Genomic DNA, 25220 nt, shown 5'->3' on the forward strand with positions numbered 1-25220 from the left:
TACCGCTAGCCGCGGCAATCGTCGTTGCGGGTAAAGCGGCGCTTTTTTCAATCAGTAGCAAGGAATGATCATGGATTTTTCCCTGGGTCAGGAACTGGAAAGCTTGCGCCAGCGCGTGGCCATCTTTGTAGAAGCGGAAATCATGCCGCTAGAAAACGACAAGACCAATTACGACGGCCATGAGAACTTCAAGGAAAGTGTTGTCGATGCTCTGCGCGACAAAGCCAAAGCTGCGGGCCTGTGGGGTTTTCAGTTACCGAAAGAACGCGGTGGCCTGGGAGTGAATGTGTCAGGCATGGCGGTGCTGTATGAAGAGGCCGCCCGCAGCCCGTTTGGGCCGGTTGTGTTTAACTGCGCACCGCCGGACGACGGCACCATGATTATGTTGAACAAGATTCTCAATAATGAACAGAAAGAGCGTTGGTTGCAGCCGATGATCGACGGCAAGGTACGTTCCGCTTTTGCCATGACCGAACCCGAAGGTGGCTGCGGTTCAGACCCTTCGTTGACCTACACCTCGGCGACCAAGGACGGTGATAACTGGATCATCAAGGGGCGCAAATGGTTTATCACAGGCGCGGAAGGCGCGCAGACGTTTATCCTGATAGCCAAGACCAGCGATGACCCACGCAAGGGGCTTACTGCGTTTTTATTCGATGCGGATCAGCCCGGTTGGGAAGTGGTACGTCGCATTCCCATCATGGGGCCGGAGGAACACGGCGGCCACTGCGAATTGAAATTCGATGGCTTGGTCATCCCAGATAAAAACCGTTTACTGGACGTGGGCGATGGTTTGAAAGTCACCCAGATTCGGCTTGGCACGGCGCGGCTGACCCACTGCATGCGCTGGCTGGGGTTGGCCAAGCGTTGCATGGAAGAAGCGGCCAGTTATGTAGAAAATCGCATGAGCTTCGGCACCACCCTTGCTGAACACGAAGGCGTGCAATGGATGCTGGGCGACGTGGCCAAGGAAATCGAAGTGGGCCGGCTGTTAACCATGCAAGCGGCCTGGATGCTGGATCAAGGAGACTTTGCCAAGAAAGAAATTGCCATGGCAAAAATTCATGTGGCGGACACATTACATAAAGCGGCAGATACGGCGATTCAATTATGTGGAGCCCGTGGTTATTCCAAGGATACGCTGCTGGAGTGGATCTATCGCTACGCTCGCCAGGCGCGCCTGGTAGATGGCGCTAGCGAAGTGCACAAAATGGTGCTCTCGCGTCTGTATTTGAAAGAGAAGCGTGATTTCTTTAAGTGGCGAGTGTAGGGCCGCTGTGTGTTTGCTATGCGCGTCGCTTGCGGTTGTGGCGTTGTGGTTAACCATCGCAGAAAATTTCTGCTTTGGCCGTCAGTACGGTAGCGACGTTTCGTAAAGGGGCGTTAGGAGCTCTGTTTTTGCTGAAGGTTTTGCCGGTAACTTAGCGCTTCGCGAAGGTGGTCCCGCTCCACGTTGTCGCTACCCTGCAGGTCGGCAATGGTTCGCGCCACCCGTGCACTGCGGTGCAGGGCACGAGCGGACAACCCCAGCCGCTGCATGACGCCGGCTAACCAATCACGGTGAGAGCGCAGCATAGGCTCCAACTGGTCGTTTTTTAGTTCTCGGTTCAGTTGCTTTTGCCGCAACCATTGCAGGCGCCAAGCTTCTTTAACCCGTTCGCGGACCGTGTGGCTGGCCTCTCCCTGCTTATCTCCTAGAAGTTCGCTGGCATCCACGGCGGGCACGTCCAGGTGCAGATCAATGCGATCCAGCAACGGGCCGGACAGTTTGCTCTGATAGCGTTTGGCTTTTTCACAGCGGTAGCCACAACTTTTTTCAGGATCACCCAAATAACCACAGGGGCATGGGTTCATCGCCGCAATCAACTGGAAGCGGGCAGGGAAGGTGAGCTGCTGGGCGGCGCGGGCAATGCTGACTTCACCGGTTTCCAGCGGTTCGCGCAAGACCTCCAATACCCGTCGGTCGAATTCCGGTAATTCATCCAGAAACAGAATGCCGTGGTGGGCCAAGGATATTTCACCTGGTCGCGGGTAGCTGCCGCCGCCTACCAGTGCGGTTGCTGACGCGGTGTGGTGCGGGGCTCGGTAAGGCCGTTGATGAAACAGGCTGCTGTCACGAGGCTGGCGTAGAGAGTAAATCGCGGCCACTTCCAGTGCCTGGTTCGGGTTCAGTGGCGGCACCAGCCCGGGTAAGCGGGATGCCAGCATGCTCTTGCCGGCACCAGGCGGTCCGCAGAGCAACATGGAATGTCCGCCAGCTGCGGCAATCTCCAGCACCCGTTTAGCGTGGGCTTGGCCGCGGATCTCCGAGAGGCAGCCACCTTGATAGACCCCAGCCAGTGGCGCGTCACAGTGGTGCAGCGGCAACGGCGTTTGCCCGGCCAGGTGGGCAGCAACGTGTGCGAGTTGGTCGGCGGCGATGGTGCCGGCCCCGGCGAGGGCCGCTTCGTCGGCGTTGTCACGGGGGACGATCAGGGTGCGGCCGGTGGATTGGCAAGCCAGGGCACAGGGAAGCATAGCCGGGACCGGGCTAAGGGAACCGTTCAGGGAGAGTTCGCCAATAAATTCGAATGGGTCTGTGTCGATGCGACCCAATTGGCCGCTGGCCAGCAAAATACCCAGCGCGATGGGTAGGTCGAAGCGACCGCCGTCCTTGGGTAAATCCGCCGGTGCCAAGCTCACGGTGATGCGCCGCTGGGGAAAATCGAAGCCGCTGTTAACCAGCGCAGAGCGTACTCGGTCGCGGCTCTCGCGTACCGCGGTATCGCCCAATCCGACAATAGTAAATGCCGGCAAACCCGGAGCTAGATGGGTTTCCACCCGCACGGTGCGGGCTTCAATACCTACCGGTGCCCGGCTGTATAGCAGCGCATGCGTCACGATACCTCACAAATTCAATGGGCTGTGAAGCAGTGTACGGGGTGGGGGTCAGGGTGCCTGTAGGCTGGTGTAGATGCTGGCTGTAGGAAAAGGGCTGGGCGCACCAAGCGATGGCTGCAGCCGGGGGCGCTTGCAGGCAAGCTTCCACAGTGAAAGTGTGCTGTAGTTCAGGCGTCCTGTGCTTTTTCCAGTTCGGCTACCTGTTTCTCCAGCGCTTCCAGTTTTTCGCGGGTGCGCAGCAATACTTGCTGCTGGATATCGAACTCTTCACGGTTAATCAGATCCAGCCGGCTGACGGTTTCTGCCAGCACGCCGCGTACGTTGCGTTCTACTTCGCTACGCAACCCGCCCAGGTCAGTAGGCAGGCGGCGGCTGATGTCGGCCATAAGGCGGTCGATGAAGGGTTGATCAGGCATAACAACGGCGTCCTTGTAATGATGCGCGGATGGTAGCACGGTGTGCGGGGGTGAGGCACCGGGTTGCTCAGGCAGACATTCTGCACCAACCTGGATCCTGCCCCATTGTGGTGCGCTATAATGGCGCGCTTGGGCTGGATGATGAATCCAGGCCGTGATGCAAGTGACTGATAAAGCATGATTTTTTAAAACTGGCATGGGTCGTGCACTAATTGGGTCAGAGCGTTCGCGCAAGATGTGGATCGGGAACCATAACGGGGCTCGAAGAGAAACGGACGTCACCGGACGCGGTGAAAGCTGAGGAGAAAAAAATGAAATTGGTTACTGCCGTAATTAAGCCGTTCAAATTGGATGACGTGCGTGAAGCACTCTCCGAGATTGGCGTGCAGGGCATCACTGTTACTGAAGTGAAAGGCTTTGGGCGTCAGAAAGGTCACACCGAGCTGTACCGGGGTGCCGAGTACGTGGTGGATTTCTTGCCCAAGGTAAAAATCGAAGTGGCCATCGCCGAGTCGAGCTTGGACCAAGTGATTGAAGCCATCGCGAAAGCCGCTAATACCGGCAAAATTGGTGACGGCAAAATCTTCGTTACCTCCCTTGAGCAAGCGATTCGCATCCGTACCGGTGAAACCGGCGAGGACGCGATTTAAGTTTTACCGTGTTTTGAATTGACCCATGCCAGGGCTTTAAGAGAACACGCTTCCATTTTCGGAGGGTTGCATTGTGGAAAACCAAATTTTTGAATTGAAATACGCGCTGGATACGTTTTATTTCCTTATCTGTGGCGCGCTAGTTATGTGGATGGCTGCGGGCTTTGCCATGCTCGAAGCGGGCCTGGTGCGCGCCAAGAACACCACGGAAATTCTCACCAAAAACGTGGCCCTGTTTGCCATCGCCAGCATCATGTACATGGTGTGCGGTTACGCGATCATGTATGACGGTGCTATTTTCCTTTCTGGGATTGTGGGCGACGGGGTTGCTGGCGCAGAAGAAGCGGCTACCTACGCACCATCTGCTGATTTCTTCTTCCAGGTTGTGTTTGTCGCAACGGCCATGTCCATCGTATCTGGTGCGGTGGCAGAACGGATGAAGTTGTGGGCATTCTTGATCTTCGCGGTTGTTATGACCGGCATTATCTATCCGCTGGAAGGCTCCTGGACGTGGGGTGGTGCGGATGTGTTCGGTTTGTATAACTTGGGCGACCTGGGCTTCTCTGACTTCGCCGGTTCCGGCATCGTTCACATGGCGGGTGCGGCTGCTGCCTTGGCTGGTGTTCTGCTGTTGGGCGCACGAAAAGGCAAATATGGCCCGAACGGTGAAGTACACGCCATCCCGGGTTCTAACCTGCCATTGGCCGCACTGGGTACCTTCATCCTGTGGTTGGGCTGGTTCGGTTTCAATGGTGGCTCTGTGCTGGCAACGTCCAGTGTCGGTGACTCCAACGCGGTGGCGGTTGTGTTCATGAACACTAACGCGGCTGCTGCCGGTGGTGCCATTGCTGCGCTGATTGTTGGTCGCATCTTGTTCGGCAAAGCCGACCTGACCATGCTGCTTAACGGCGCCTTGGCAGGGCTGGTGGCGATCACTGCGGAGCCCTCTACCCCGACTGCTTTGCAGGCAACCCTGTTCGGTGCCTTGGGTGGCGTGCTGGTTGTATTTAGCATCCTGACTCTGGACAAGATGAAGATCGATGATCCGGTGGGTGCGATCTCCGTGCATGGTGTAGTTGGTTTCCTCGGCTTGATGCTGGTTCCGATCACCAACCCGCTGACCGACGATGGTGGCGCAAGCTTCTCTGGTCAGCTGATCGGTGCAGTGACTATCTTTGCTTGGGTGTTCGTTGCAAGCCTGGTGGTATGGGGCATCCTGAAAGTGGTAATGGGTATCCGTGTTAGCGAGGAAGAAGAGTACGAAGGCATGGATATCGCGGACTGCGGTATGGAAGCCTACCCTGAGTTTGTTAAGGGTTAATAAGAGGCGCAGCAAGCAACACGCGTCATGCAACAAAAAAGCCCCGGCCGGTTGGTCGGGGCTTTTTTGTGAGTGGCGGATTTTTGCGTTTTCTACAATGCGGCTATAGGCGTTTCTTGCCAGTGCCGCTTTGTGTTTTTGTGCGCAGCACTGCGCAGTGGTTGACCGTGCCATTCCTCCCCTATGCTATCATCGCTCCCTTTCCGGCCAGCAGTATGTGTGCACCATGACTGAACCAACCGTTATTCGCCTGCGTAAAAATGAAGAACGTCGCCTGAAAGCGGGCCACTTGTGGGTTTATGCCAACGAGATTGATACCCGACATACCCCGCTTAAGGATTTGTCTGCCGGTACTTGTGTACTGGAAGATAGCCGTGGCAAACCGTTGGGGCGCGCCCTGCTTAGCCCGCATTCATTGATTGCGGCGCGTCTGTATAGCCGTGATGTGAAGCAGGCGCTGTCGCGTAGCTTTTTCAAAAAGCGTATTGAGCAAGCGCTGACCTTGCGGGAACAACTGTTTGACGATGCCTGCTACCGGTTGATTTACGGCGAAGCAGATGGTCTACCCGGCCTAGTGGTGGATCGCTTCAACGATGTGCTGGTGGTGCAGACCGGTTCCGGTGCCATGGAAGCCCACCTTGACGTGATTGTTAGTGCCCTGGATGCGGTGCTGGCGCCAACCCATATTATCGCCAAGAACGAAGCCGTTGCCCGTGAAATTGAAGGCTTAGACCGTTATACCAAGGCGTTGAAAGGCGAGTTGTTGGATGAAATCAGCCTCACTGAAAATGGTGCGGCTTTTGTGGCGCCCTTAGCGGAAGGGCAAAAGACCGGCTGGTTCTATGACCACCGAGCTGCTCGCCAGAAAATGCAGGCGCTGGCCAAAGGTGCTCGTGTGTTGGATGTGTTCAGTTATTGTGGCGGTTGGGGCGTGCAAGCGGCATTGGCCGGGGCGGAATCGGTGACGTGTGTGGATGGTTCCGAAATCGCCACGGATTATGTGCACCGTAATGCGCAGCTGAACGGTGTTGCCGATACCGTGGGGAGCATTCAGGGCGATGCTTTTGCGGCTATGAAGCAATTGATCGCTGACGGTGAAAAATACGATTTGGTAGTGCTGGATCCGCCAGCGTTTATCAAGCGCAAGAAAGATTTCAAGAACGGCTTGGCCGGTTACCACGCCATTAATGAGCTGGCCATGCGATTAGTAAAGCCGGGTGGGTACCTGGTATCAGCCTCTTGTTCTATGCATATGCCTGCAGAGCGCTTGCTTGAGGTGGTGCATAGCAGCGCTCGCCATATTGACCGCAGTATTCAGGTGGTGGGTTATGAGGGGCAAGGGCCGGACCATCCTGTGCACCCGGCCATTGCCGAAACCGCCTACCTGAAAACCTGGTTCTGCCGCGTGTTGTTCAGTCTTTAGCCGTCTCTACGGCTGGATTTCGCGCGCTGTTCCTGAAAGTCACGGCGTTGATGGTTGGGTATGATGATCTGAGCTCGTCACAGGCTAGCACCCAGTTCGTGGTCATTCTTATGGCCATACTTGGCACTTTTTGTGCCCGGCGCTGTTCTTTTGCTCCCGTTTTCCCGTCGTCATTCTAGGAGATCATGTCGACACCATTCACGCTGATGCGGCCCACCTCCAGACACGTTTTAACACGACGCCCCCCCGCATTAATTTCCCGCACATAGCGAAACGGGCCTGCGCGACAACCGGCACCCGCGGCCCCAGCGATCAGGCCTTTCCGAAGGCGGCTAATTCTTCGGTGATAGGATGCAATCATTTATCCTGCTGGACTAGCGGGCGGGCCTACAGCTCTGGCTAGCGATCTTCGTCGGGTCGGGAAAAAGAAAAATCACGATCTCGGCCTCGGTTTTTGTTTTTTTTGACAACGCAGGGCTCCACAAAAGGGGGGCGCGTATAGTGTAGAGTATGTGCAGGGGCGTCCTGATTTGCTGGGCGCATGGCCCGCAGGCACGAAAATTGAAAGGTATAGAGAGCTGACATTCACGCTGGCGAACAGAGAGGTGGTCGCGTGTCTTTACCCCCGGATTTTATGCATGCCCGTGTGGATGCAGTGAGGAAGAAATTGAACGTGCAGGTGTGCAGCCTGTATCAGGCCGATAGCAGCCGAAAAAGCTTGGAAATCGTTGCCACCAGTGGTCTGAATCAGCGTGTGCTGGGGGCTACTCTAACGTATAGCCAAGGATTGACAGGCAAGGTGGCTCGCACCCGAAGTACTGTGGTGGCGCGGGACGTGCAGGCTCATATGGATTATTTCTATGTGCCCGGTTCGGATGAAGAACATTTCCGCAGTTACCTGGGCATTCCGCTGGAATGCGACAGCGTCCTCTACGGTGTGTTGGTGGTGCAAACAAGGGTGAAAAAAACGTTTTTTCTGAAAGATATCAGGGAGCTTCACAACGGAGGCCGGGATTTATTGGATGCGCTCAAGTTGAGCGTACGGTGGGCGGGCTAGAAGCGCTTGTGAGCTTCTAGCCACGAGTAAATAAAAGGCAAAGTAAGTTGCCATGCCATGGTGTTGATATATTCGCCGTTAACAGTGCGAAGCTTTGCCTTATTCGCTCGCCAACCAGGCCAGTGCGTTTTTCTGTTCGGCCTCTATTTAAAGGCTTTCACTTCGCCGGGAATCAGCGCGCTTGCCTGTTGAGCGACATTGCTGATCCAGTCGTGGCTGGTGACGACGGCGATGCGGTGCCAACTGAGCGGGTGACGAAGGCCGACCAAGGCATCCTGCAACATGGCTCCGGCTGAGAAACTGTCAAAGGTGGGCCCGATTTCGTAGAGCAGGTTAATTTTGTCGTGCTGGCTCAGAGCGCCTTCGATGGCCGGTGCTAGTACTTTTCGGTAGTCCTCGGCGGTGAGTTCTCCGTGGGCGCTGACACCAGCGGTGTCTCCGGGATTGAGCCGCGAGGTGTGTTGGATAGCCAGGTTCCGGATATCTTGCGCTTCGTGATGAACTTTGGTTTTCCCGCTAAACGTGATTATTCCTTTTCCTTCCCGTAAGCCCGCAGAAACATATCTACAACTTGTTCGGCATGGGGTTTCGCTTCGCTGGCTGTCATGGGCGCATTGCAGCCGATCATCACGCGCATGTGCTCACAGCCTTGCAGCAAGCTGAAGAAATTCTCTGCGGCTTGCTTGGGGTTGTCCGCCTGCAGGAGCCCAATGTTATTACCTTTGCGTACCAAGTTTTCCATGGCGGTGACGGTACGTTGTGGCCCCGCCTCGAAAAATAGCTGTGACATGGCCGGGTCCTGTGTCGCTTGGCTGGTCATTAGTCGCTGTAGTTCAACTACCTTGGGTGTATGAATCAGTTGTAGAAACGCTAGGCCAATTTTGGTCAGGGTGGCGCGAATCGAAAGGTGCGGTTCCAGTGCGAAGATAGGCATGGGAAGTAAGTTGTGACATGTCGTCTCAATCGCTGACGAAAATAGCGTCTCTTTATCACTAAAATGGCTATAAACCGTGAGTTTGGAGACACCAGCCTGCTTGGCCACGGCATCCATGCTAGTGCCGGTAAACCCATGCTTGAGAAACAACGCTGTAGCCGCCTTAAGGATGGCGGTGCGCTTTGCCGGGTCTTTAGGGCGCCCGCGAGGATTGGGTTGATCTGGGGAAACACTGTCAATCATATTTCAATACTGGACGGTTCAGTTTAATAAAATTACTATACTGCCGAGTATAGCATGCCGGCAAGTTAAGCCCGGCAGAATCTGCATCACAAGCAGAGCCACTTAATGAGGTGGGATCAATAATGAGGGTGCCTGTCATGTTTCGTTCTTTATTGCTGCCGGGGTTGATTGCCACGGGAATGGCGGCAGGGCTGTTGTCTTTGCAGGGTTGCTCAGAGCCTGAGTCTGAAAACAAGGTACCTGCCCGCCCGGCGTTGGTAGCCCAGCCTCTCTCGGCGGATCCTACCCAGGATGTATTTCCCGGAGAAATTCGCGCCCGCTATGAGCCGGAACTGGGCTTCCGTATCGGTGGCAAGATTAGCCAACGGTTGGTGGATGTGGGGGATCGGGTGAGTGAAGGCACGGTGCTCGCCAAGCTGGATACGGATGATGTGAGTTTGAAGCTAGATGCTGCCCGTGCCCAGATGGCCTCCGCTCAAGCTGACCACAAGTTGGCCAATAGTGAACTGGAACGCTACCGCGAACTGATGGAACGCAATGTGATTAGCCGTTCCCAATTTGACTCATTTGAGAGTCGTTATGACGCTAGTGTGGCGCAATTGCGTCAGGCGCGGGCTAACCTGAATGTGGCTCGTAATCAGGCAGACTATGCCTCGTTGAAAGCTCCCCGTGATGGCGTGATAGCACAGCGTTTGGCGGAAGCTGGTCAGGTTGTTGCAGCAGGGCAGGCGGTGTTTGTGCTGGCTGTGGATGGCGACCGTGAAGTGCGTATTGATCTGCCGGAACAGGATGTAGGCCATTTTAAAATTGGTATGCCGGTGGGCATCGAGTTGTGGTCCCGGCCCGGTCAAGTGTTCGAAGGAAAAATTCGGGAATTGTCTCCTGCGGCGGACCCTCGCTCGCGAACCTTTGAAGCTCGGGTTGCTTTTGAGAATACGACGGTCGGCGCAGATCTGGGCCAGTCTGCCCGGGTCTTTGTTAGCGGTGTGGCGAATGCAGATATACTCAGTATCCCGCTATCGGCATTGACGGCTGAAGGCGAGGCTACCTATGTGTGGGTGATAAACCCAGATACGGGCCTTGTGCATAAGGCGCCGGTGGAAGTGGGACCCTACCAAGAACAGATAGTACCAGTGCTGCGGGGTTTGCAGCCGCAGGATTGGGTTGTCAGTGCAGGCACGCATTTGCTACGTGAAGGGCAAGCTGTGATCCCTGTGGACCGTCAGAATCGCCGGTTAGATCTGAAGCAAACCGCTTTGGCTTCGCAGCTAGAATCTACCGGAGCTGTAGAATCTAATAGTGAAACCGGTGCGCAGTCAGGTCCGGGCGCGGACCAATAAGGGGAGTATGACTATGTCGTTCAATCTCTCCGAATGGGCGCTAAAAAACCGAACGCTAGTGCTTTATGCCATTATTTTGCTCGGCGCCTTGGGGGCCATTTCCTATGGCAAGTTGGGCCAGAGTGAAGATCCCCCCTTTACCTTCAAACTGATGACCGTCAATACACTTTGGCCCGGTGCCAGCGCCGAAGAAGTCTCCCGGCAAATTACCGAACGGGTGGAAAAGAAATTGATGGAGACCGGAGATTTCGAGCGGATTACGTCCTATTCGCGCCCTGGTCAGTCGCTGGTTATGTTCAAGGCCCGGGATGATATGCGCTCCAAAGATATCACTGATCTCTGGTATCAGGTGCGCAAGAAGATCGGTGATATTCGTCACACCTTACCCCAAGACGTTCAAGGCCCTTTTTTCAACGATGAATTCGGCACAACCTTCGGCAACATTTATGCGTTGACGGGAAAGGGGTTTGATTATGCCATTATGAAAGACTACGCCGACCGTTTGCAGCTTGCTCTGCAGCGAGTGGACGACGTGGGTAAGGTGGAGTTAGTTGGTCTTCAAGATGAAAAAATATGGGTGGAAATTGCCAACACCAAACTGGCGTCCTTGGGAATCCCGTTAATCACAGTGCAGCAGGCATTGCAGTCACAGAATGCCGTGTCAGACGCGGGTTTTTTTGAAACACCCAGCAGTCGCGTTCGCATCCGGGTGACCGGTGAATTCACCAGCGTGGACGATATTCGCAATTTTCCTATTCAAGTAGAAAATCGCACGCTGCGTTTAGGTGATATCGCAAGAGTGTATCGTGGCTTCAGCGATCCGCCGCAACCACGTATGCGATTTATGGGAGAAAATGCCATTGGTATTGCCGTTTCCATGAAAGACGGTGGCGATATTCTCAAGCTTGGCGAAAATTTGGATCGCACCTTTGCCAAGTTGCAACAAAGCCTGCCAATCGGCATGGAGCTTCGTCAGGTTTCTGATCAGCCTGCGGCGGTAGAAGCTGGGGTGGGAGAATTTGTTCAAGTATTGATGGAAGCGCTGGTCATCGTGTTGCTAGTGAGCTTTTTCTCGTTGGGGTGGAGAACGGGGCTTGTGGTGGCGCTCTCTATTCCGCTGGTGTTGGCGATGACATTTGCGGCAATGAAGTATTTTGACATTGGTTTACACAAGATTTCTCTTGGTGCACTAGTACTGGCGCTGGGTTTAATGGTGGACGATGCCATCATCGCAGTGGAAATGATGGCGATAAAAATGGAGCAGGGCTTCAGTCGCATCAAAGCTGCAGGTTTTGCCTGGACGAGTACCGCCTTTCCGATGCTTACAGGCACCTTGATTACAGCAGCAGGCTTCCTGCCTATTGCCACGGCCCAGTCCAGTACTGGTGAATATACGCGTTCTATTTTCCAGGTGGTCACTATTGCCTTGTTGGCGTCCTGGGTTACAGCGGTGGTTTTTGTTCCCTACCTGGGTGAGAAGTTGCTTCCCAGCTTGGCTCGCCGTGATGCCAGTGGTGATGTGCATGATCCCTATCAGAAGCCTTTTTACCGGCGTTTTCGCAGCTGGGTGGAGCGGTGTGTGCGGTACCGCAAAACGGTGATCGGGCTAACCGTTGGTATTTTTGTGTTCTCTATTATTTTGTTCAGCGCTGTTCCGCAGCAGTTTTTCCCGCCGTCTGGCCGGCTTGAACTGATGGTGGATATGAAGTTAGAAGAGGGCGCATCGCTAACAGCGACACAGGCAAAGGCCCTGCGTTTGGAAGAGATGCTTGGTGAAAACGACATGATCGAAAATTACGTGGGTTACATGGGGAGCGGCTCGCCACGTTATTACTTGTCGTTGGATCAGAAGTTGCCTGCTGCTAGTGTCGCTCAGTTTGTGGTGCTTACTCGTAATGTGGATGATCGCGAGCAAGTGCGCGATTGGTTGATAAACACTCTTGACCGGGAATTCCCGGCGGTACGTACTCGGGTGTCGCGATTGGAAAATGGTCCGCCGGTGGGGTACCCGATACAGTTACGTATTTCCGGTGAACATATTCCTCAAGTACGTGAATTGGCCCGGCGTGTTGCGGAGAAAGTGCGCGACAACGGCCAGACTGCCAATGTGCACCTTGATTGGGAAGAGCCCAGCAAGGTTGTGCGGCTAATCATTGATCAGGATCGGGCGCGTACGCTTGGCATTACGACTTCGGATTTGTCTACTGCGTTGCAGGCCTCTCTCTCCGGCGTGGCGGTCAGCCAGTACCGTGAAGATAATGAATTAATTAATGTTGAAGTTCGCGGTGACAGCAATGAACGCCATGCGCTGGGTTTGCTTGGCAATCTTGCGGTGCAGACCGCCAGTGGGCGTAGTGTGCCGTTGAATCAGGTGGCGACACTGGAGTCCGGTTTCGAAGAAGGGATTATTTGGCACCGTGACCGGCTGCCCACTGTGACCGTATTGGCGGATGTGAAAGGCGATGTGCTGCCCGCTACGCTGATGCAGCAAATCATGCCTGAGTTGTCCCAGGTTCAGGCGGACTTACCGCCAGGCTATCTGCTAGAAGTGGGCGGTACAGTGGAGGAATCCGCGCGGGGTCAGAAATCGGTGAATGCAGGGATGCCGTTGTTCATTCTGGTAGTGATTACTCTGTTAATGTTGCAACTGCGCAGCTTCCCGTTGTCGCTGATGGTCTTCATCACAGCACCTCTGGGGCTGATCGGGGTGACGTTCTTCTTGTTGCTGTTCCAGAAACCGTTTGGGTTTGTGGCCATGCTGGGCACCATCGCGTTGGCGGGGATGATCATGCGTAATGCGGTGATCCTGGTGGATCAGATTGGGCAGGATATGGAGCAGGGTCTTACCGCTTGGGATGCGATTATTGAGTCCACGGTACGCCGTTTCCGACCTATCGTGTTGACGGCTCTGACGGCAGTGCTGGCTATGATACCGTTGTCGCGCAGTGTCTTCTTCGGCCCCATGGCGGTGGCGATTATGGGTGGGCTGATTGTGGCCACGGCTCTAACTTTATTGTTTCTGCCCGCATTGTACGCGGCTTGGTTCCGGGTCAAGGAAGAGCATGCGGATGCACAATAACGGGCGTTGACTCTGTTGCCCGATAGTTTCCTCTTACCCCGGCATTTGCCGGGGGGAGTGTGGTGGGCCGGTGCGGGTGCCTGCCGGGTACAATCATCAGGTCTCGCGTATGGGGATGACGGCAAAATCTCGATGGGTATTTTTTTGTCATAAAACCAATGGCACAGAAGATTAACGTCGCTCGGCTGGGCTCGACGAGGGTGTGACGGCCCTCATCGCCAGGGATGGATTACAGTTAGGAGCGGACGTTTGTCGTCGATAAAACGGCGTGCATGAAGAGTACGTCAGGGGCTCTCCAGAACCCCGCTAAGCATCGCTGTCATCAAACAGTGCGGCCAAGTTCCCCAGCTCTTCTTCCAAATTCCAGTGCATTTCCCGTGTGGTGATACTCAGCAACACGAGTGCATTCACGGATGCGTCTGATTCTCCATGCTGGCGTAGGCGGTCGGTAAAGCAACGATTTAGTTCATTGAGTGCGCGGTAACGGTCATTTAGCCCATCCAGAGACACGGCTTGTTCAGGTTGTTGGCGGTTGCGAATGTAATGATGCAACAGATACAAGCTGGCGGTGCGCACAAGCGTTTCCGTGTCGCTACTCAGTGGAAGATGGAAGTGGGCCATGGGCCGCAGAAAGCGTGTATGCGGGCAGTCGCTCAGCGCGCAGATCAGCCCAAACAGGGAGCTCAGAGCCCGCTGCAGGGTGGTCTCTTGTTGGTAACGTCGTTGGGGCGTTTCCACGTCCAAAAGTACTGCTTGAAACGAATCCCCTAGCGCAGATTCCGGCAACAGATAGGCCAGGTTACGGGCAATGGGGCAATAGCGATTTTCGTGAGGGTTCAATGGGCAGTGACTGCACTGGTTATAGCTCAGCGCGGCCCAGTCGGGGGGGGTAAACGTATCGGGAATGGCAATGGCGCCGTGCTCTTCTAACAGAGAAATACGGATGCGTTGTTGCCACCCCGTCGGCGTGGTCAGAGTGTAGACGAAATCAGGCTGCATCGGCCCGGTCGGTCTGCTTTAGCGGTAGCCGGATCGTAAAAATGGTACCGGCGCCGAGTTGACTTGCCACAGTCATGGTGCCGCCGTGGTGCTGAATGATGTCATGGGAGATGGACAGCCCAAGACCGGTGCCCTGGCCTATGGGCTTGGTGGTGAAGAAGGGTTCGAAGATCTGCTGTAGGAATTCATCGGCAATGCCTGGTCCATCGTCGGCAATGGTCAGAGTGCACCATTTTTCATCGCACTGGGCTGCAATAGTGATGTGACCTTTGTCTTCGATAGCCTGGGCTGCGTTGACGAACAGATTCATGAACACTTGCGACAGCTGGCTTGCCGATCCACTAATCGTAGGTAGAGAATCGGGTAGAGTGTGAGTAACCGTAATCCGATTTTTAATTTCATGTTTGGCTAGGTTCAACGCAATCGCTAGGCAGGCAGGAATATCGGTAGGGCAGAACGCTTCTGGCTGGTTATGGGAGAAGTGCTTTAAGTCGCGAATGATTTTCTTGATCCGCTCAATCCCTTCCTCGGTTTCATTCAGCAGTGCAGGATAATCTTCCATCATGAAGGCCAGCTTTTTTGTGTCTATATTCAGGTTTTCTGCAGTGCTTAGAAATTTCTGGAACTGATCATTGCTGATACGCTTTTTAAGTCCCTTAATAAGACCTGCCATGGAGTTGAGGTAATCCCGGCTGCGATTCAAATTGGAAGAAATATAGGCGATAGGATTATTTATTTCGTGGGCAATACCTGCCGATATGGTTCCCAATGAGGCCATTTTTTCCGAGTGTAATAGCAGCGATTCCACCTGATCCAGTTTTTGGCTCTTGTCTTTCACCTCCTGCATTAGTTGATTGTTTTCGGTTTTGATGTCGGTGATATCGGTGCCGAAATAAATATAGCCGTCGTCTTCATCGGAAATGTAAGAAAGAGGAAATAGGAACATGTTCATCCAGTAACGGCTACCGTCTGCATGACGGTTGCATACCTCCCCGTTCCACACACCAGATAGCGCCTGCCCGCAACGCATGAGCGGTAGGGAATCATCTTCAGGATGATTGATCTTTTCGTTCTGACCGATAAGTTGTGAAAAAGAGTGACCGCTGAGAGCGAGAAACTTACCGTTGGCAAAGGTTATGGTGCCGTGGCGGTCGGTTGTCAGTACACAGTATTCGTCGATAATGCGCGCCAGTGGGCCAAGTAGAGCTTTGTTCAGTTTGTATTCGTCAGCATTTACCTCGATCAAATGCAGCTTGCGGCCGAACGGGTTATCCGTTAACGCCGAGAACTCTGTCAGTTTAGCTTCCACGTTAATTGAGGTGCGGTAGGTTTTATACAAAAAGAAAATAATGATCAGCAGGATGACCGTAGAGGACACTAAAAATAGCCCTTGAGCTTCCATGCCAAAGCCAATACTCGTTTTGTCCAGCAAGCTGTTCATGCGCCGAGCCGTTATTAGTTGTTTGAAGGGCGAAAAGTTAAGGGCCTAGCCCTCATAACCCATACTACGCAAGGCTTCTTGTTGCTCCCGAACCGTTTCTGCGAGCATTCGATTTTCCAAAAGAATGTCACGGAATTTTAAGCCTTCACGAATGTTGTCGAGGAGTTGCTCGTCATCCCAAGGTTTGGGGATAAAGCGAAATGCACCGGCCTTGTTAATGGCCGACATGACCGTTTCGATGTCGATCACCCCGGTCAGCACAATGCGAATAGTATCCGGCTGCAGCTCGCGCAGTTCCTGAAGCAGCTCCAAACCGTTCATTTCCGGCATCATATAGTCGGTGATGACCGCATCGAAAACCGTGGTGCGTGCCCGGCGCAGGGCTTCGTGGGGGCTCTGATAGGTCTCGACATCCCAGTCGGTGTAGGTATTGATGGTGCGTTTCAAGGCTTTGAGGATGTACTCCTCATCATCCACGATCATGACCTGATACATGATGAATCTCTCATTCACAGCGTGATATTACGCTGGCGTCCTGTCGGCGACTGCGTGCGCTCAGCAACATTGCGTCCTGCCCTATGTGTCGACAGGACAGGGACGGGAGTATTAGGTTTTACGATACCCCCCGCTCCGGGGGGTGACAATTAGAGCGGGTAACGATAAGGGCCCGCTCATGCGACCCGGATAGCCGTTTGTCAGGCAGGCAAGAAAATCATCAAAATCACAGCGTAAACGTGAAAAAAACCAACTAGGGAAGGGGGCGTGGCTGATCAATGTGCGGGTCTTTCCCGTGGAAATGTATACCGCTTTTTTATAACCTTATCGGCAGGGTTGGGATAAGGCTGTACCGTTGAAGATTCTGATTGTTGATGATCATCCGTTATTTGCTGATGCGTTAAGCGTTACGCTCAAGAATGCCTATGCTGAGGCAATGATTACTACCTGCGAGCAGCCAAAATGGTTGCTGGATAATCGTCAATTCTTACCGTTGTATGATCTGGTAATTCTTGACCAGACGATGCCGCATCTTGATGGTCTGACCCTGTGGAGCCTGATCGGTCGCCTGGTGGGAGGGGCGAAGGTGCTGGTGTGCTCTGGCTCTGCCACGGAAGCCACCGTGCGCCGTGCGGTGCAGCTGAAGGTGAATGGTTTCGTGGACAAGAGTGAGTCCGTGGAACAGATCCTCTTTGCCATCCGGGAGATCATGGCCGGCCGCAGCTACTTTTCTGAATCCTTCCGCTTGATGGCCGGGGCTGCCCCGGAAGAAGCGCTCACCCTCACCCGTCAGCAGTTGGCCATTCTGACCATGCTCCAGGAAGGTCATGGTAACAAGGAAATCGCCCGCCAGCTGTTCGTCAGCGTGAACACCATCAAGACCCACTTGCGACTACTCTACGAAAAACTGGACGTGCCTAACCGCACCGCCTGTATCGAAAAAGCCCGCCAGATAGGCCTGCTTTAGCTTTTCTTGGAGGACATCATTTCCTCCAGTTTTGCGGTTAGCGTATCCGCTGCTACCGGTTTGAACAGCACATCAATGTCCTCCGGCAAGGACTGAATGAATTGCGGATCGGTATTGCCGGTGATGATCAGGGCGGGAATTGGCTGGCGGAACAATGCGGTTACCGCGGCGATGACCGAGCCCGCATTGGTATGCGGTCCTATCTGATCATCGGTAATGACCACTGAAGGTGGCGCGCCTCGCTTTTTCAATGCCTGCATGGCTGGCTCCAGCGAGTGGTGGGCAGTTACTGTTGCGCCCAGGTTGCCCAGCAGGCTGCTCAGGGCTTCTGTAACCCTTTTGTCATCATCTATCAATAGCACGGTCAGTGTTTCAAACAGTGGCAGCGCATTGACCACGTTGTGAGCGGGCTGTGTCTGGCTGGAGGCCGCCGCCGGTAACGTCAACGTGAAGGTGGTGCCTTCGCCCTTGCGTGACTGCATATTGAACGGAATGTCGCACAGTGCAGCCAGTCGGCTGACGATGGCGAGGCCCAGCCCTAGTCCGTTCTGGATCCAACGTTGGTCGTTGTCTATCTGCATGAATTCGTCGAACACCTCGAACTGATAGATTTCGTCAATCCCGATGCCGGTGTCTGCGATGTCCAGCAACAATTGATTGTCCTGCTGCCGGGCGGCAATACGAATATGCCCGCGCTCGGTGTATTTGAGGGCATTATTGACCAGGTTGCGGACAATGCGAGCGAGCATGACCCCATCGGCGAACACATGCTGGCCGGCTAGATTTTTGGTGACCACAGCCAGTTGCTTTGCGTTTGCCTGTGGTCGAATTTCATCAAGGATGGGCTGCAAGGTGTCCAGTAGGCTGATAATGCGTTTGCGGGGTTTTAGTCGCCTGGACTGCAAGCGCGACAGCATGAGCAAGTGCCCCAGCAGTTCATTGCAGGAGCCAATGGCGGTATCCAGCTTGTCGACGATATCGGGTTGTGGGTCGGCATTGTTTTTCAGCATGGCGGCATACAGGGTGGCCGCCTGCAGCGGTTGCCTCAGGTCGTGGCTAGCGGCGGCCAGAAACCGGGTTTTGCTTTCACTGGCCTTGCGGGCACGTTCTTTGGCCTGTTCTGCTTCAATTCGCAGGGCGATAGTGCTGATCTGTGTGCGGTGAACATAAAGACTAAACACGATCATGGAAATCAGGTTGGCCAACGGAATGATTTTTATGATCCCTGGCGCTTGCGGTACGTAAATCAGAATAAAGGCCAGCCAGGCGAGATAAACCGGTGTTATGAAACTGATAAAAATATCCGGATACACACCCATGGATACAGACGGGATCGAGGTGGCCACCGAGAGGATAACCAGACAGGTCAGCAGGGTTACCGGCGTGGCCCCTTGCAGGAAGAGATAAGGGAAACTTGACCACAGTATCGCCCAGATCACGGCAAGGTAGAGGTTTAGCCGATGCCATTTCCGGGTTTTAGGCGCTTCGTGTTCCCGATGGGCGTTGTAAAACCGGATGAGGAAAAAAGATTGTGCTGCGACACAAAGCAGCACGGTATACCAGCCGATAAAGGGCGGCTCTGTACGCAGCTTCAGAAAAAATAATGGCAGTGCCGCTGCAATAAAAAACGACAGCACCATGCGTGACCCCACCTCTTCCATGAACAGGTTGTGGCGCTCCTGAAGGATGCGTTCGCGGTTTTCCGTCACCGCACGACGAAGGGTTTCTGGCATGGCTGGCGGGTTTGTAAAATGACTGGCACCCAGTCTAGCCCGATTATTACGGCATGTAAGCGCCCTCGGGTGAAATTCACCCATCAGGGTGAAGAAGCCAAATTCCTCCCGGTGCTCTAATAAACGCCTCTCTGGGATGAGTAACCAATCGGGGTAAGCGCAATGATCAACAAGCAACTCACTCAACTGGCTGCCGCCATCGGCATGGCCACCATGATGACCGCCTGTGGCGGCGATTCTTCCAGCTCTGGCGGCGGTGGCACCACCGTGGCAGAAGGGGGCAATGGCTTTGTGGTATTTCCTGCGGTTGAAAGCGCTGGCGCGATCGCCGTTCGCAGCGCCACGCCACGGGCGGCAGCGCTGACAGAATACCTTTACAAGACGGACGGTACCTCTGCCGGCACCAGCAAGATCGTTGATGACAATAACAACGGTTTTGAAGTGGGCCGTTTCGGCAGTGGTTACATGGCGGAGCTGGACGGCACGTTCTACTTTGCAGGCAAGGACAGCAACGGTGATGTAGAGCTGTGGGCCACCGACGGCACCGGCGCGGGCACCGAGCGTGTGGCGGATATCTATCCCAATGGCAACGGTCAGCCGCACAATATGGTGCCGGCGGCTGGAAAATTGTTTATGAATGCGGTGGTGGATCAGTTTGGCCGCGAGCTGGTGGTTTTCGACCCCGTTTCTAATGACACCGTAGTGCTGTCGACAAATATTAACGGCAACCCGACCAGCAATACGGCGCCTGAGTCCCTGACCCCGGTGGATGGCGGCCTGTTCTTCTTTGATCAGGATGCCGGCGATGTCTACTTCACCGATGGTACGGCGGCAGGAACCGCGAAGATCGCCACCAATAACGACACCATCACCGGTGGCTCTCTGACGAAATACCCGCAACTGATTGGCGATGATGATTGGCTGGGTTATAACGGCAAGCTGCTGTTTACCGGGCGTTTCAACGCCACCGATGCAGAAACCCGCCTTTACGAGCTGGATCAAGATGGAAATATCGAGGAAGTAGCCTTTGATGATGGTGGCAGCACGGTACGGCTCGATATCACCGAGAATGTGGTGGCCAGCAACGGCAAGGTGTATTTCGTTGCGGATAAGGGAACCAGCACCTCAGACCTGAATATCTTCGAGTATGACGGCAGCACGGTGACCAACTTGACCGCCAGCGAAGCCAATAAGCCTTATGACGAAGATCTGGTCGGCACGTCACTGGGTGTGTTGATGTACGTGGAGCAAGCCGGGCTAACCCCGTATCTTCTGCGCATTGATAATACCAGTGGCTCTGCAGAAATTGATCCGGCAGTGCGTAGCACGGGAGATTATTCCTTCTCTGATGTTGAAGCCTGGACCATGGTGGAGGCTAACGGTACGGTGTTCTTTGCGGCTGATACCGAGGGCGCCGGTGGCAGTGATTTCGGTAACGAACTGTGGAAAACCGATGGCACCTCCCAGGGAACGGAGCTGGTCAAGGATATCAATGATACAGCGGCGGGCGCAGACTCGGAGCCTTTCCCGCTGACGTTCACGTATCAGGTGCCGCCCACCGTGAATGGCGAGCTGGGCAGCAAGTACCTGTTCGTTGCGGATAATGGCAGTGACGGTTATGAGCCTTGGGTATCCGATGGCTCGGCAGCGGGCACGGTTATCCTGAAGGATATCAGCGCCGGAGGGGGTAGCAGCGTGATCGACTGATTCAGGTTGTGAGCAATAGCAAAGCGGGCCTCTGGCCCGCTTTTTTTTGGGGAGCAGATTCTTGCTGGCAAGTGTGTTTTTTTACGGGTGATGCGTTTCGTTATTGCTATCAGGGTGTGAGGCAGACGCATCCCGTTGCCACACGGTGGCGAGAAGAGAGCCAGACAAATTATGCCAGACACTGAACAGGGCGCCCGGTAGCGCGGCCAGTGGGGTGAAATGTTTAATGGCCAATGCCACCCCCAGCCCGGAGTTCTGCATACCTACTTCAATGGCCAGGGTACGCGAGGTTTGCCGGTCCAGACGCAGTAGCCGGGCGACCCCATACCCACCCAGTAATCCCAGTCCGTTGTGCAGCGCTACCGCCACAAACACGGCCAGCCCGGCTTCCCCGATACGCCCCTGATTCAATGCCACGATAATGCCGATGACGGCCACAATGGCGGCCACGGACACCAGCGGGAAACAATCCCGTATTGGTGTGAGCTGGCGGTTGAAAAACGTATTCAAGGCGCAGCCTGCCACCACCGGGACGATGACGATTTGTACCAGCGACAGTAGCATGCCATTCACTGGCACCGGGATGCGCTCGCCCAAGTATAGCCAGGTCAGCAAGGGGGTGGCGATGATCGCTAGCAGGGTTGAAGCGAATGTGATGGCCACCGACAGCGCCACGTTGGCCCGTGCCAGATAGGCAATCACATTGGAGGCGGTGCCGCCGGGGCAGGCCCCGACCAAGATCAGGCCGACTAATAGTTCCTCGGGCAGTTGCAGTGCGATGCCAATGCCCCAGGCGATCAGTGGCATCAGGCTGTATTGCAGGGCAACGCCCAGGCCAATCACGCCGGGGCGTTTCAGTACCCGCTGAAAATCCGCCCAGCTTAATGATAGCCCCATGCCGAACATAATCAGCATAAGCAGTGGCACGATGGCGTCCTTGCCGGCCACTAGCCACTGTGGCTGCCAATAGGCCAGCAGAGAAAACAGCAAGGCCCAGAGTGGGAATAGTTGGGCGAGGCGGTTGAGCATGAAGATCGCCTGTTCGTTGGGAAAGCGGCCAGTGTAAGCTGTCAGACGAAATGACGCACAGGAGTAATCTGTGAAAGCGGTGATTCAAGAAGAGGATTCAGGCTGTGGTATAGCGGCTGTGGCCGCCTTGGCAGGTGTTAGCTATGGGGAGGCGAAGCGGCGGGCAAATGCTTTGGGGATTTATGCTCAGGACCCCGGTTTGTGGTCAGACACGGGTTATGTCTGCCGGTTATTAGAGGAATACGGGTTACATGCGTCTCCGCAAGAACAGCCATTTCAGGATTGGGCGGCCCTTCCTGATCGAGCCTTGTTGGCGATCAAGTGGCACCGGGAAAACGGCACACCCTTTTGGCATTGGGTGGTGTTTGTCCGCGACGGTGGGGACGCCTATGTACTGGATTCCAAAAAAGCCCTGAAACAACACTGCCGCCGGGATTTTTGTCGCATAAAACCCAAATGGTTTATCCCCGTCCGTTCCGGGTAACCGTCATAATAACCGGTGTCATCTGGTGGGTTTCCGTTGTACTCAACGCAACGATGGGGTGGGCAATTTTTACTGTAAAAGGGGTATCGCTGGCGCGATATCAGCGATAAGTGATCACGCCACCAGCGACGCTTCTACGGCACAGAAGGGATTGATGACTAAACCGTCAAATAACGCTTGATCAGCGTCTCATCCAGTTCGCCCATGTCCCCCTCTGCTACTTTACTGCCCCGGTCGATAATGGCGAAGCGATCGGCGGTGGCGCGGGCGAAGTGAAGCTTCTGTTCTACCAGTAGCACGGTGAGCCCTTCTTGTTGGTTTAGAGTTTTGATCACCCGGCCAATCATGTCGACAATGTTGGGTTGAATACCTTCTGTGGGTTCATCCAGAATGAGCAGTGTTGGGTCCAGTGCTAGGGCGCGACCGATCGCCAGCTGTTGTTGCTGTCCGCCGGACAAGTCGCCACCGCGACGATGGCGCATTTCGTGCAGCACCGGGAAGAGTTCGTAAATACGCTCTGGAATTTTCTTGCTGCGATCCGGTCGGGCCTGTAAGCCGGTTTCCAGGTTTTCTTCCACGCTTAGCAGAGGGAAAATTTCCCGCCCCTGAGGGACATAGCCAATGCCCGCTCGGGCCCGCTCTTCGGCGGCTAGCGTAGTAAAATCGGTACCATTGAATTCAATGCTGCCACTTTTAACCGGCAATAAGCCCATAATCGTTTTCAGCAGGGTTGTTTTACCCACGCCGTTGCGGCCCATGACACACAGGCATTCGCCTTTCTTCAGGTCGAGGTCTATATCCCAGAGGGTGTGGGATTGGCCGTAGTATTGGTTAACCTTGTTCAGTTGTAACACGGTGATTCTCCGAATAGAGCAGCAAGCAAGCTATAAGCTGCAACGCGGGAAGGAGCGGTTATAGCCGGCCAGACTTCTCGCCGTGCATAGGGAAAAAGTCTAAAAAACCGGCAATCAAAAAATATTCCTGTCTCTGTCTAATGTGGCAGTGTGTAGCTGCGAATTTATTCGCCCAAATACACTTCAATCACTTTCGGATCGTTCTGTACTTGCTCCATGGTGCCTTCGGCCAGCACACTGCCCTGGTGAAGTACCGTGACGGTGCTGGCGATGGAACGAATAAACTCCATGTCATGCTCGACGACAACGACGGAATGTTTGCCGGCAAGGCTTTTCAGCAACTCTCCGGTGCGCTCGACTTCTTGGCGGGTCATGCCGGCGATGGGTTCGTCCACCAGTAGCAGCTGCGGTTTTTGCATCAGTACCATGCCGATTTCCAGCCATTGTTTCTGGCCATGAGACAGCAGCCCAGCCACCTTGTTGCGCTCGCCTAACAGCCCGACGGTGTATAGCGTTTCTTCAATCCAGTTTGTTTGCTCGCCGCTGAGCCGAGTGAAAAGAGAATGCCAGGGGCCCTTGGGGCTGTGCATGGCCAGCTCCAGGTTCTCGAAAGCGGTGTGTTCCGGGAACACGGTGGGCTTCTGGAATTTTCGGCCGATGCCGGCGGTGGCAATGTCCGTTTCACTCATGCGGGTGAGGTCCAGGGTCTGGCCGAAAAAACAGGTGCCGCTATCCGGACGGGTCTTGCCGGTGATCACATCCATCATGGTGGATTTACCGGCCCCGTTGGGGCCGATGATGCAGCGTAATTCGCCGGTTTTGATATACAGAGTCAAATCATTGATCGCTTTGAAACCATCAAAGCTGACGGTGATATCTTCCATGTAGAGAATATTTTTACTGGTACCAGAATCCAGTTGCCCTGGGAGCACTGGGCGGGTGCCTTGGCGCATGAAATCGAATACCTGATCACGGCGAAAAGTCTCGCGCAGGTTATCCAGTGCATTCATGACAGGTCTCCTTCTGCAGGTCTGGCGGAGCCGGATGGTTTGTTGTTTCGATTCAATCGCGCTTTTATTTTTTCCCAATTTTCCGATACCAAACCCACTAATCCATGGGGAAGGAATACGGTAACGGCTACAAACAGCCCCCCCAAGGCGAACAGCCAGGCTTCGGGCATGATGCCGGTGAATACGGTTTTACCGTAGTTCACCAAGATGGCGCCGATAACCGCCCCATATAGGGTGGCGCGACCGCCAACGGCCACCCATACCACCAGCTCGATGGAATTCAGTGGTGAGAACTCTCCAGGATTAATGATGCCCACCTGGGGCACATACAGCGCCCCGGCGATACCCGCGAGGATGGCGCTGAGGGTGAAAATCCACAGTTTGTAATGTTCAGTGCGGTAACCCACAAAGCGCGCTCGGGATTCTGCATCACGCACCGCCAGTACCACGCGGCCCAGTTTGCTGCCGGTGATCCAGCGGCATAGTACAAAGGCACCGGCCAGGGCTACGGCGGTGGCCATCAACAAGCCCACGCGAGTGGAATCCGATTGCAGGGAAAAGCCGAGCAAATCCTTGAAGTCGGTGAGCCCGTTGTTGCCGCCAAAACCCAACTCGTTACGGAAGAACGCCAGCATTAACGCATAGGTCAGCGCCTGGGTGATGATGGACAGGTAGACCCCTGTGACTCTAGAGCGGAACGCCAGCCAGCCGAATACGAATGCCAGCAGACCGGGCACTAGCAGAATCATCAATGCGGCAAACCAAAATTGGTCAAAACCCTGCCAATACCAGGGCAGCTCACTCCAGTTCAAAAAGACCATGAAGTCAGGGAGGTCCGGGTTGCCATAGACGCCGCGATCGCCGATCTGGCGCATCAGGTACATGCCCATGGCATAGCCTCCCAAGGCAAAGAAGGCGCCGTGGCCCAGGCTGAGAATACCGCAGTAGCCCCACACGAGATCCAGCGCCAGCGCCAGCAGCGCGTAACACAGGTATTTGCCAAGCAGCGTCACGGTGTAGGCGCTTACATGCAGGGCAGAGTCAGCTGGAAACAGCTGGTTGAGTATGGTCACCAGCAGGGTGGCACCAAACAGCACGCCCATAAAGGTTTTTGCTGCGCGGTCGCTGAAGGCGCTTTTGAATGTTGAATCTCGCATG

General features: G+C 54.6%; 22 protein-coding genes. 10 read left to right on the forward strand and 12 right to left on the reverse strand.

The features are described 5' to 3' along the window. Positions 1-70 precede the first annotated feature (70 nt). Entirely contained in the window at positions 71-1270 is a 1200-nt protein-coding gene (locus tag Y017_RS07570) for an acyl-CoA dehydrogenase family protein (protein WP_011589804.1), read from the forward strand. A 113-nt stretch (positions 1271-1383) separates the two neighbouring features. Here Y017_RS07570 and Y017_RS07575 read toward each other — a convergent pair whose 3' ends face one another. Further along, on the reverse strand, positions 1384-2880 hold the full coding sequence (locus tag Y017_RS07575; protein ID WP_011589803.1) for a YifB family Mg chelatase-like AAA ATPase: 1497 nt from the start codon (positions 2878-2880) through the stop codon (positions 1384-1386). 167 nt (positions 2881-3047) lie between these two features. Next, positions 3048-3296 carry an accessory factor UbiK family protein gene (locus tag Y017_RS07580; RefSeq protein WP_035460023.1) on the reverse strand — a complete coding sequence of 83 codons (249 nt, stop codon included), beginning with the start codon at positions 3294-3296 and terminating at the stop codon, positions 3048-3050. Positions 3297-3607: 311 nt separating this feature from the next. Here Y017_RS07580 and glnK point away from each other — a divergent pair, with 311 nt between their 5' ends. From glnK to Y017_RS07605, 4 genes are all read left to right on the forward strand, one after another. Continuing rightward, on the forward strand, positions 3608-3946 hold the full coding sequence (gene glnK / locus Y017_RS07585; RefSeq protein ID WP_008930504.1) for a P-II family nitrogen regulator: 339 nt from the start codon (positions 3608-3610) through the stop codon (positions 3944-3946). A gap of 73 nt (positions 3947-4019) precedes the next feature. Further along, the gene (locus tag Y017_RS07590; protein ID WP_035460027.1) at positions 4020-5267 is read left to right on the forward strand and encodes an ammonium transporter; all 1248 of its coding nucleotides are present in this window, start codon (positions 4020-4022) and stop codon (positions 5265-5267) included. Between the two features lie 226 nt (positions 5268-5493). Beyond that, the gene (locus Y017_RS07595; RefSeq protein WP_035460030.1) at positions 5494-6690 is read left to right on the forward strand and encodes a class I SAM-dependent rRNA methyltransferase; all 1197 of its coding nucleotides are present in this window, start codon (positions 5494-5496) and stop codon (positions 6688-6690) included. A gap of 613 nt (positions 6691-7303) precedes the next feature. Further along, positions 7304-7747: a GAF domain-containing protein gene (locus Y017_RS07605; RefSeq protein WP_011589799.1), complete on the forward strand. Its 444-nt coding sequence runs from the start codon at positions 7304-7306 to the stop codon at positions 7745-7747. A 143-nt stretch (positions 7748-7890) separates the two neighbouring features. On the opposite strand, the gene Y017_RS15565 is transcribed toward Y017_RS07605, so the two are convergent. After that, on the reverse strand, positions 7891-8367 hold the full coding sequence (locus Y017_RS15565; RefSeq protein WP_307188438.1) for an STAS/SEC14 domain-containing protein: 477 nt from the start codon (positions 8365-8367) through the stop codon (positions 7891-7893). Further along, positions 8274-8924: a TetR/AcrR family transcriptional regulator gene (locus Y017_RS07615; protein WP_011589796.1), complete on the reverse strand. Its 651-nt coding sequence runs from the start codon at positions 8922-8924 to the stop codon at positions 8274-8276. The genes Y017_RS15565 and Y017_RS07615 overlap by 94 nt, the downstream gene beginning before the upstream one ends. Positions 8925-9061: 137 nt before the next feature. Here Y017_RS07615 and Y017_RS07620 point away from each other — a divergent pair, with 137 nt between their 5' ends. Both Y017_RS07620 and Y017_RS07625 read left to right on the forward strand, forming a co-directional pair. Then, positions 9062-10264, forward strand: a complete 1203-nt coding sequence (locus Y017_RS07620; RefSeq protein WP_081737588.1) for an efflux RND transporter periplasmic adaptor subunit — start codon at positions 9062-9064, stop codon at positions 10262-10264. Between the two features lie 13 nt (positions 10265-10277). Continuing rightward, positions 10278-13343, forward strand: coding sequence for an efflux RND transporter permease subunit (locus Y017_RS07625; RefSeq protein WP_035460038.1), 3066 nt, complete (start codon positions 10278-10280; stop codon positions 13341-13343). Positions 13344-13649: 306 nt separating this feature from the next. Here Y017_RS07625 and Y017_RS07630 read toward each other — a convergent pair whose 3' ends face one another. Genes Y017_RS07630 through Y017_RS07640 form a run of 3 tightly spaced genes read right to left on the reverse strand, consistent with a single transcriptional unit; the run spans position 13650 to position 16278 of the window. Further along, on the reverse strand, positions 13650-14342 hold the full coding sequence (locus tag Y017_RS07630; RefSeq protein WP_011589793.1) for a hypothetical protein: 693 nt from the start codon (positions 14340-14342) through the stop codon (positions 13650-13652). Further along, positions 14332-15783: an ATP-binding protein gene (locus Y017_RS07635; RefSeq protein WP_035460041.1), complete on the reverse strand. Its 1452-nt coding sequence runs from the start codon at positions 15781-15783 to the stop codon at positions 14332-14334. Before Y017_RS07635 ends, Y017_RS07630 begins: the two co-directional genes overlap by 11 nt. A gap of 45 nt (positions 15784-15828) precedes the next feature. Continuing rightward, positions 15829-16278: a response regulator gene (locus Y017_RS07640; protein ID WP_035460043.1), complete on the reverse strand. Its 450-nt coding sequence runs from the start codon at positions 16276-16278 to the stop codon at positions 15829-15831. A 355-nt stretch (positions 16279-16633) separates the two neighbouring features. Here Y017_RS07640 and Y017_RS07645 point away from each other — a divergent pair, with 355 nt between their 5' ends. Beyond that, complete coding sequence (locus Y017_RS07645; RefSeq protein ID WP_035460045.1) at positions 16634-17245, forward strand: response regulator; 612 nt, start codon at positions 16634-16636, stop codon at positions 17243-17245. On the opposite strand, the gene Y017_RS07650 is transcribed toward Y017_RS07645, so the two are convergent. Continuing rightward, entirely contained in the window at positions 17242-18978 is a 1737-nt protein-coding gene (locus tag Y017_RS07650) for a hybrid sensor histidine kinase/response regulator (protein ID WP_035460047.1), read from the reverse strand. The two genes, Y017_RS07645 and Y017_RS07650, sit on opposite strands and share 4 nt — an antisense overlap. Before the next feature lie 162 nt (positions 18979-19140). On the opposite strand from Y017_RS07650, the gene Y017_RS07655 reads away from it, so the two are divergent. Then, the gene (locus Y017_RS07655) at positions 19141-20685 is read left to right on the forward strand and encodes a hyalin (protein ID WP_035460048.1); all 1545 of its coding nucleotides are present in this window, start codon (positions 19141-19143) and stop codon (positions 20683-20685) included. An 81-nt stretch (positions 20686-20766) separates the two neighbouring features. Here the strand turns inward: Y017_RS07655 and Y017_RS07660 are convergent, their stop codons facing one another. Then, a complete protein-coding gene (locus Y017_RS07660) occupies positions 20767-21714 on the reverse strand; it encodes a bile acid:sodium symporter family protein (protein WP_035460049.1) in 948 nt (315 codons plus the stop codon). 70 nt (positions 21715-21784) lie between these two features. Here Y017_RS07660 and Y017_RS07665 point away from each other — a divergent pair, with 70 nt between their 5' ends. Then, the gene (locus tag Y017_RS07665) at positions 21785-22198 is read left to right on the forward strand and encodes a hypothetical protein (RefSeq protein WP_011589786.1); all 414 of its coding nucleotides are present in this window, start codon (positions 21785-21787) and stop codon (positions 22196-22198) included. A gap of 158 nt (positions 22199-22356) precedes the next feature. On the opposite strand, the gene urtE is transcribed toward Y017_RS07665, so the two are convergent. From urtE to urtC, 3 genes are all read right to left on the reverse strand, one after another. Further along, on the reverse strand, positions 22357-23052 hold the full coding sequence (urtE, locus tag Y017_RS07670) for an urea ABC transporter ATP-binding subunit UrtE (protein WP_011589785.1): 696 nt from the start codon (positions 23050-23052) through the stop codon (positions 22357-22359). 164 nt (positions 23053-23216) lie between these two features. Then, positions 23217-24062 (reverse strand): urea ABC transporter ATP-binding protein UrtD, encoded by an 846-nt coding sequence (urtD, locus tag Y017_RS07675; protein WP_011589784.1) that lies wholly within the window; start codon positions 24060-24062, stop codon positions 23217-23219. Beyond that, positions 24059-25219, reverse strand: a complete 1161-nt coding sequence (urtC, locus tag Y017_RS07680; protein WP_011589783.1) for an urea ABC transporter permease subunit UrtC — start codon at positions 25217-25219, stop codon at positions 24059-24061. The genes urtD and urtC overlap by 4 nt, the downstream gene beginning before the upstream one ends. Between the last annotated feature and the right edge of the window lies 1 nt (position 25220).

The sequence above is a fragment of the Alcanivorax sp. 97CO-5 genome (assembly GCF_000524665.1).
GTDB classification, from domain to species: domain Bacteria; phylum Pseudomonadota; class Gammaproteobacteria; order Pseudomonadales; family Alcanivoracaceae; genus Alcanivorax; species Alcanivorax borkumensis.